General features: G+C 27.2%; 6 protein-coding genes. 5 read left to right on the top strand and 1 reads right to left on the bottom strand.

Translation table 4 applies throughout. The annotated features are described in order from the left end of the window. Window positions 1–324: 324 nt before the first annotated feature. Window positions 325–906: a peptide deformylase gene (def, locus tag D9R21_RS03715; protein ID WP_126821152.1), complete on the bottom strand. Its 582-nt coding sequence runs from the start codon at window positions 904–906 to the stop codon at window positions 325–327. Window positions 907–973: 67 nt separating this feature from the next. Here def and rsmD point away from each other — a divergent pair, with 67 nt between their 5' ends. From rsmD to D9R21_RS03690, 5 genes are read left to right on the top strand one after another with little or no spacing between them, the layout of a single operon-like run. After that, complete coding sequence (gene rsmD, locus D9R21_RS03710) at window positions 974–1,570, top strand: 16S rRNA (guanine(966)-N(2))-methyltransferase RsmD (protein ID WP_334199036.1); 597 nt, start codon at window positions 974–976, stop codon at window positions 1,568–1,570. A gap of 1 nt (window position 1,571) precedes the next feature. Beyond that, a complete protein-coding gene (gene gmk / locus D9R21_RS03705) occupies window positions 1,572–2,147 on the top strand; it encodes a guanylate kinase (RefSeq protein ID WP_126821150.1) in 576 nt (191 codons plus the stop codon). 17 nt (window positions 2,148–2,164) lie between these two features. Continuing rightward, window positions 2,165–3,436, top strand: a complete 1,272-nt coding sequence (gene rsmB / locus D9R21_RS03700; protein ID WP_126821149.1) for a 16S rRNA (cytosine(967)-C(5))-methyltransferase RsmB — start codon at window positions 2,165–2,167, stop codon at window positions 3,434–3,436. 53 nt (window positions 3,437–3,489) lie between these two features. Continuing rightward, window positions 3,490–5,163, top strand: coding sequence for an arginine--tRNA ligase (gene argS, locus D9R21_RS03695; RefSeq protein WP_126821148.1), 1,674 nt, complete (start codon window positions 3,490–3,492; stop codon window positions 5,161–5,163). A gap of 47 nt (window positions 5,164–5,210) precedes the next feature. Next, window positions 5,211–6,719 carry a hypothetical protein gene (locus D9R21_RS03690; protein WP_126821147.1) on the top strand — a complete coding sequence of 503 codons (1,509 nt, stop codon included), beginning with the start codon at window positions 5,211–5,213 and terminating at the stop codon, window positions 6,717–6,719. Window positions 6,720–7,003 lie beyond the last annotated feature (284 nt).

The following is a 7,003-nucleotide window of genomic DNA, read 5'->3' as shown; positions in this document are numbered from 1 at the left end:
TTTTTGAGCAATAAAACTTATCTTATTATTTTTAACTTCTTGTACTATCATTTTTCTAAAATCTGCTGTATATTTATTAAATTTTTGTCCTTTTCTTGCCATATAAAAATGCACCTCCTCTAAAAGTTTAGTAAAGTTCTTTTTTAATTTTACTTACTTTTTGGGGTGCAGTCTAGTCATCCAATACTAATCAGTCATGAGTTGGTACTTCATTTTGTAGCATTAAAAATCACCTCTGATGGGATTTTATCATAAGAATTAAAATAAGAAAATATAATTAGTATTTAAAACTAAATAAAAACTGGTATTACCAGTTTTTATTTTTTATAAAATAATTCAATCACTTTTTTTTGTTCAAGGTGCTTTTTTATTAATTAAATCATAATATAATTTACCTTCTAAATGTGCTTGTTCATGTTGAAAAACAATTGCTTCATAACTAAGGGCAGTAATTGTTACTTGTTGTTGTTTTAAATAATCATAACCTTCAATAATAATTCGAAAACTACGAGGGACAAAACCTTCTTTATCACCATTAACGCTTAAACAACCTTCGCCTTCTTCTATACAAGCTATTTGTTCACTTTTTCCAATAATTTTAGGATTAATCATTGCATGTTCAATTATTTTTTTATCTCCTGTTTCGTCATCTGTCTCTTCAATTCGAATATAATACATTTTAAGATTATGTCCAATTTGAGGAGCGGCTAAACCAACAGCTGGTCTAATTGTATGACCACTATTGTTTTGCGGATCTTGGGAATATCTTACAAAATCAATTAATTTTTGCATTACAAGTTCATTTTCAGGTGCTAATGGTAAGGAGACATCAATTGATGGTTGTCGAATTGACGGTTTATAATCAAATACTAGTCAGTCTTTAGTTGGTATTTCATTTTGCAACACTAAAAATCACCTCTTAAAAAATTATAACATATTCAGCAATTATTAAAGAAAATTCTAAAGTTTTAGTATAATAAAAAAAAGAAAGAGAAGGGTTAAGAAGATGCGCGTAATTAGTGGAAAATATAAGGGTTATCAAATTAAAACATTAGATGGAATGAATACCCGGCCAATGACGGCACGTGTTAAAGAAGATACATTTAATATTTTAGATAATTATTTTATTTATGAAAATAAAATTGGATTAGATATTTTTGCTGGAAGTGGTCAATTAGGAATTGAGGGGTTATCACGGGGATTACAACAATGTTATTTTAATGATTCGCACCAAGGTGCCTCCAAAATTATTGAAACTAATTTAAATAACTTAAAAATAAATAATGCAAAGGTATTAAATTATGATTATAAAGTTTTATTAAATTGAATGATACAACAGAAAGTATTAATTGATATTTTATTTTTAGACCCACCTTTTAAGCAAATTGAGTATTATTATGATATTATTACTATAATATTGAATAACAATATTATCAATAACTATGGAATAATAGTTTGTGAATCAAATCAAATGTTGTCATTTGATCAATTTAATTTAGTTATGTTACGTTGTAAAACATATAAAAAAAAGTATTTGTATATATTAAGATTAGAAAAAGGAGAATGTTAATGTGCAGAAAGAGGGTTTTTTAATTATTTTTTCTGGCCCATCAGGAGTCGGGAAAGGGACAATATGCCAAGAACTTTTTAAATATGAGGAGTTGAATTTGGCTTATTCAGTTTCAATGACAACAAGAACAAAAAGGCAGGATGAAGTTGAGGGGGTAAATTATTTTTTTCTTGACCGACCAACATTTGAAGCTGCAATTAAAAATGATGAATTATTAGAATATGCTGAATTTGTCGGTAATTATTATGGTACGCCAAAATCATATTGTATTGAACAAATTAATAATGGAAAAAATGTTTTATTAGAAATTGAAGTACAAGGTGCAACACAAGTGTTACAGAAAGTAACTGATGCAGTTTCAATTTTTTTAATTCCACCAAGTTTAGAGGAATTAGAAAAACGAATTAGAGGCCGAAAAAGTGAACCCGAAGAAGTATTACAAGCACGATTAGCAAAAGCAGCTGATGAACTTCCATTGCAAAGTAATTATAATTATGTTGTGGTAAATAACACTGTAGAACAAGCAGTTGCAGAAATTAAAACAATTTTAGAACAAGAAATTGCTAATCGTTCGTAAGTTTAAAGGATTAAAAAATGCAAGCAAGAGAAATAGCGTGAAATATCTTATGAAAAATTTTTGCAAAAAACAAGTTTAGTAATCATTTATTATCAAATATTGTAGAACAAAATGATGATTTTACTGATCAAGATAAAACTTTAATTTATCGAATTGTTTATGGTACTTTAAAAAATAAATTGTATTTAGAATATATTGCTAATCAATTTATTGAATCCAAAAAAACTAATCAAAAATTACAAGTTTTATTATGAATGAGTATTTATCAATTTCGTTTTTTAGATCTTATCCCTAATTATGCAATTGTTAATGAAGCTGTTAATATTAGTAAAAATATAAATCCAAAGTATGCTGGTTTTATTAATGCTACGTTAAAAAATATTTTTGTCAGTAAAGATGAGATTTTTGAAATTAATATTGCTGATGAAACAAAAAAATTAAGTATTAAATATAGTTTTCCATCATCATTATATTTAATTCTTCGTAATGAATATAGTGAAGATATTGCTCAGCAAGTAATGGTTGATAGTTTAACAATTCCAAAACTTTCATTTCGCGTTAATACCCTAAAAATTAGTCGAGATGAATTATTAGCTCAATATTCAAATTATAATTTAACAAAAAGTTTAGTATCTTCTGTGGGTGTCATTGCCGATAAACCGGTTGTTAATTCAGAAATGTTTAAAAAAGGTTTAATTTTTATTCAAGATGAAATGAGTATGCGCATTGCAGAAGTATTAAATCCGCAAGAAACTGATCGCGTGTTAGATATGTGCAGTGCACCTGGTGGTAAAACAACACATTTAAGTCAAATCATAAACAACAAAGGGATTATTGATGCATATGATATTAGTGAAAAGAAGATTAATTTAATTAAAATGAATGCTAGTCGATTAGGAATTACGAATATTTATCCACATTTATTAGATGCTAGAAAAATTAATCCTGAAATTCAATATGATAAAATTCTTTGTGATGCCCCCTGCAGTGGTTTAGGGGTAATTAAACGAAAACCAGAAATTAAATATCATACTTTGACTAATCAAAAATTAGCAAATTTAGTTGAGATTCAAGAACAATTATTAGATAAAGCTTATCAATTGTTAAAACCAGGTGGAATTTTGGTTTATTCTACTTGTACTTTTGGTGGATATGAAAATACTGTTCAAATCCGCAATTTTTTAGCAAAACATCCGGATTTAAAAATTATTGCAACAGAACAAATTTTTGGTTATGAAAATAATACTGATGGATTTTATTATTGTAAAATTAGAAAAAAAGATAAGTAATTATAAAAACTATGTAAAATATATATAAATAAAAGAAGAAAGGAACCACAATTATGAATACGAATGTTAAATTAATTGAAAATCTGTTAGAAGAGTACTTAAAGGCAAATAATTTAACAACACCAGTGATGGTTGAAAAACCACATCAAGAAGGATTTGGTCATTTATCAACCAATTTGGCTTTGTTACTAGCAAAAAAATTAAAAAAGGCACCAAATAAAATTGCTGAAGAAGTTATTGCTTTTATTGAAAAAAATAATAAATCATATTTTAAAAAGATTGAAATTGCTGGTGCGGGATTTATTAATTTTACCTTAGCTGATGATCAGTTACATCAAGTTATTAATGAGGTTTTAAAACGAGAAGAAAAATATGGATATTCAGCTCCAAAGAATTTTACTTATAATTTAGAAATTGTTTCAGCTAATCCAACGGGATTTTTACATATTGGTCATGCTCGGAATGGTGCCATTGGTGATAGTGTTGCTCGCATTTTGCGAGCAGCTGGTTATCATGTTCAAACTGAATATTATGTTAATGATGCTGGTAATCAAATAAATACTTTAGCAGTGACGGTTTTTGTTAGTTATTTAAATTTATTGGGTAAAAAAACCGAATTACCTCCTGATGCATATCGTGGCGATATGTATGCTGATGTTGCACAATATTTTGTTGACAATTATCAAGATAAATTTATTAATTTAACTTTTGATAAGGATTATAAAATTAGTGATCCAAAGGTACATGAAATGTTTCGTAAAAAATCAGTTGATTTATTTTTAGATATTATTAAAAAGCAATTAAAATTATTTCGAGTTGATATTGAATATTATTATTCTGAAGCTGCAATGTACGAGGGAGGAAAAATTGATGCAACATTAGTCCAATATGCCAAATTGGGAAAAACTTATGAACAAGAGGGTGCACTATGATTAAAAACAACTGACTTTGGTGATGATAAAGATCGTGTTTTAGTTAAATCAAATGGTGATTTAACTTATATTACTCCTGATTTAGCATCACATAATGAACGTTTAATGCGAAGCAAAGCAGATAAATTGGTTAATTTTTGAGGTGGTGATCATCACGGTTATATTGTACGAATGTTAGCGGGGTTACAGTTATTAGGGTATAAAAAAGACATTTTAGATATTGATATGATTCAAATGGTGCGGTTAATTAAAGACGGTGCTGAATATAAAATGAGTAAACGAAAAGGGACAGCAGTTTGATTAATTGACTTAATTGAAGAAATTGGAGTTGACCCAATTCGTTATATGTTAGCTTCAAAAAGTGCTCAAAGTCATATGGACTTAGATATTGGTATTTTAAAAGAGCATTCTTCAAAAAACCCTGTTTATTATGCACAATATGCAACAGCGCGTTGTAATAGCGTGCTAAAACAAGCCAAAATGAGCAAAATTAATATTACGGATGTTAAAACCTTTGAATTATTAACGTCACAAAAAGAATTAGACCTTTTAAATGAGATTGATTTATTTAATCGTTGCATTGAAGGAGCAGCAAAATTACGTCAACCACATCTTGTCTGTGATTATGTGCAAAATATTGCGCGGCAATTCCATTCATATTATAATGAATCAAAAGTTATTAATTTAGATAACTTAGAATTAACAAAACAGCGTTTAGTATTTATTAAAGTAATTTATCAAGTTTTATCAAATGCCTTTAATTTATTAGGGGTTAATGTTATTGAACAGATGTAATTATTTAGGTTATGTTATAATCTATAAGACAGAAAGGGGGTGCGGGTGTGTTACAAAATAATTGAGATGTTTTTTTATTTAATCCATTAATGTTATTATTGTTATTTGTTCTTTACATATTAATTTTAATAAAAAACATTAAAATTAAACATACTAGTCAGAGGGCATTCTTTATTCAAACGTTTTTATATTGATTTGCATTATCATCAATTATTGGTGATAATTTTGAGTTCCGTGATTTATTCTTTGCCGCATCAATTAATAATATGGAAGGAATTGCCATTATTGCAGCAACTTCCCTTTCTCTTTATGCTTTTTTGGCGATGATTCCTTATGTATTTTTACATAAGGTTTTTTCTCGTATTGGTTGACATTTTTTTCAATATACAATGTTTGGAATATCAATGCTTGGAATTTTTATTTTAATTGTTTATCCTTCCGCACCAACATTAATTATCGCGGCAATTTTTCTTGGTTTTGGAATTATTACAAAGGCTAGTTATTTTTTATCATATAATGAAGCATATGGCCGTAAGTTTTTTCTATTTAAAACAATTAGTTTAGTAGCGCCATTAATGACATTTGCGCTTATTTTTGGTAGTGAGTTTAATAATATTGTTATTACAGTAGGAAGTAATTTAACTAATCAGTTGCAAATAGGAATTATTGGAATTGGTGCAATAATTGCTATTGTGGGTGCAACCATTTTATATGCTTTATTTTCACATAAAGAATTTACATCAACATCATTTACGATTGAACAGCAAAAAATGTTTGAACCATTTAAATCGGGAAAAGTATTAATTATCTTTTTTATGATAATTTTAATTATTATTTTAAAAGAAGTGTCTCAATCAAATATTTATCTTTGATTGTTAGGCCAACGCACATGAGAAAAATACCATGATGTTTGAAAAGTCAACCAATTTGTGCGTTTAAATGAACAATTATTCCTAATTCCACAATTTTTTGGTGCTTATTTAGCTTGTCATTTACTGTATAATAAAATTGGTGTTAAATATTGCTTTGGGTTAGGGTTATTACTATGATTTATTTTCTTTAGTATTACTGCATTTAATCATTCGCCAGAAGCTTACTTAGCATTGCAAGTTATTAATGGATTAGCTTTTGCTATGTGTTTTAATATTTTGTTTGCAATGATGTGCGAATGAAAATATCGTTCACCAACAAATAAACCGATTGTAGCACAATTTCAATTATTATGATTTGGGTTAGAATTTATTATTAAATTTGTTGATGATGTGATGCGTGATAAAAAGGTTGGCATATTTAAAAAATATGTTTATGGTCAACAATATATTCCCCGTGATAGTTTTGCGATTCAAATTGATAATATTACAACAATTATTTCAACAATTTGTGCCACAATTGTTTTACTTTTATTGTTAATATTTTATTATACTTCAGACCTAATTTTAGCTGAATATCGTAATCATTTACGTTTATTAGTTCCGAAAGTTAATCTATTATTACGCGAAAGTTTTATTAGTCGTGTTAAATCAAATTCTGAAACAAATAACAAGAAAAAAACTTAAATAAAATAATTGTTGTTTTAATAAAAGAATATTTTTAGTATTTTTTTAAATTATGGTTAAAGGAGATTAGAATGAAAAAAAATAATTAAGATTTTAATGGCACTACAAATAGGCACTACTTCTGCTAGTTTTTTAACATCTTGTGTTAAAAAATATCAATATATGTATGATATTTGGGTAATTACGGTAGCCGGAAAAAAGCTTAGGTTTTATAAAAATATAAATTAAAGTAATTAAATATAAATTAAAGTAATCGCTTATTAGAGCGATTTTTTTATTTGCAT

This window comes from Spiroplasma endosymbiont of Megaselia nigra (assembly GCF_003987485.1).
Classification (GTDB): Bacteria; Bacillota_I; Bacilli_A; order Mycoplasmatales; family Mycoplasmataceae; genus Spiroplasma.
The sequence above is the reverse complement of the archived record's forward strand: the minus strand, read 5'-3'. Positions and strand labels throughout refer to the sequence as shown.